The organism is Nocardia salmonicida NBRC 13393, from assembly GCF_001613085.1.
Classification (GTDB): Bacteria; Actinomycetota; Actinomycetes; order Mycobacteriales; family Mycobacteriaceae; genus Nocardia; species Nocardia salmonicida.
Map to the genome: position 1 here is coordinate 1 of NZ_BDBR01000090.1, position 1,566 is coordinate 1,566.

The 1,566-nt window shown below is 67.2% G+C and carries 3 protein-coding genes; all 3 read right to left on the reverse strand.

Features of this window, described 5'->3' with window-relative positions:
* Positions 1-435, reverse strand: a 435-nt coding sequence (locus tag NS1_RS38435; RefSeq protein ID WP_157125636.1) for a class I SAM-dependent methyltransferase, incomplete at its 3' end; no start/stop codon positions are given.
* Between the two features lie 3 nt (positions 436-438).
* Positions 439-1,368: a glycosyltransferase family 2 protein gene (locus NS1_RS38440; RefSeq protein ID WP_062992658.1), complete on the reverse strand. Its 930-nt coding sequence runs from the start codon at positions 1,366-1,368 to the stop codon at positions 439-441.
* On the reverse strand, positions 1,365-1,566 hold a 202-nt coding region (locus tag NS1_RS41130; protein ID WP_169812896.1), incomplete at its 5' end, for a hypothetical protein. The genes NS1_RS38440 and NS1_RS41130, both read right to left, overlap by 4 nt.

The window sequence follows — 1,566 nt, forward strand, 5'->3', positions numbered from 1 at the left end:
GGTGGACACGATCAGGTACCCGCCGGGACGCAAGACGCGGTGCAGCTCGCGCAGCAGCGCGATCCGGTCGTCGATGTAGTGGATGACCAGGGCGAGTAGGACGATGTCGACAGTGTTGTTGGACAGCCAATACAGGGGATCGGTGAGGTCGTGCTGGCGCAGGGTGATCTGCCCGGCGACGTGTCGGCGGGCGAGGTCGATCATGTTCGCGGAGGCATCGACGGCGATGACGTGGGCGCCGCGAGCGAGCAGGTCGGTGACGTAGAGGCCGGGGCCGCACCCGGCGTCGAGGACGACGCGGTCGGTGAGCTCGCCCAACAGGTCCAAGACCGCGGGGCGGTCGTAGTGCGCGTTGTAGGGGCTGTGGGCTGCCTCCTGGGCGAACGCGGCGGCGTGCTGGTCATAGGACGTGGTGACAGTGTCATCGGTGCGCATCGGCTACCTGACCCTTGCTGGTTGACGGTGGGCTGAGTGGTGTTCGGGCAGAAGCGAATCCAGCACGGCGTGATCGGCACGATGACCGGTGACGAAGCGGTGGTGCAGCGTGCGCACCGCTGACTCGTAAATATGGGCCGGGGCCGGTCGGCCGTCTTCGATGAGTCGGTCCAGGCGTGCGTCGAACTCGGTGAACCAGGCACGGTAGTCGACAATCTGCGGGTCGGTGCTCGGCCACGTGCGAAACATGTTGCGGCGGGCGAGGGTGAACGGCGTCGGGCTCGACAGGTAGGCCGCCGAGACCGCACCGCCGCACTGGGGCACCTGGTGATAGACGCTGGTGGTTTCGCCGAGGTAGGCGAACCGGTAGCCGAGGCTGGTGTGCAAGGCCAGCCACAGGTCCCAGTCCTCGCAGTGGGTCATCGACTCGGTGAACTGGGCGGCGGTGTCGGTGAAGTTGCGGCACACGAGCGAGCCTGTGTGAATGAAATTGGCGCACAGCAGGAATCGGCTGTCGAACTCGTAGTCCTTGCGTGGCAGCCAGCGGACGTTGCGGGGAATGGATTCGATCCATCGGGAGCTGACGAGCGCGCCGCCATAGACCACGTCAGCGGTGCCGCGGTCGAGCACCGTGTGGGCGGCGCGCAGGTGTCGGGGGAACACGATGTCGTCATCGTCAAGGAAGGCGACGTATTCGCCGTTCGCTGCGGCCATCGCGGTGTTGCGGGCGGCCGAGACGCCGCAGTGGTCTGTCTCGATCAAGCGGATCGGCAGCGCCGTGCGCCAGCTGTCGGTGACCGGGCGCACGGGTGACGTGCCTCCGTCGTCGACGACGATGACTTCGAAGTCGGTCAATTCCTGGCGTGCGAGGCTGCGCAGAGCACGGTTCAAGGGACCGGGCCGGTTGAGGGTGGGGATGATGACGCTGATCATGGTGTCCTCGCGAGGTCGAGCAGTTCGCAGCGCACCAGATCGCGGGCCGATCGGGTGGCAGGGCCATCGGTCGGGCCGAGCACCGACGCGGCGGTCGTGGGCGCGACGGCCGCCATTCGGTAGAACTGGGCGCGTTCACCGGCGGCGGTCAGAGTCCGCACTGCCCACGCGGTGTAACCGTCGCGGGCCACTTCGAGC

Coding starts and splice junctions, on each gene's coding strand:
- NS1_RS38440 (WP_062992658.1), bottom strand. CDS start 1,368: ATGATCAGCGTCATCATCCCCACCCTCAACCGGCCCGGTCCCTTGAAC.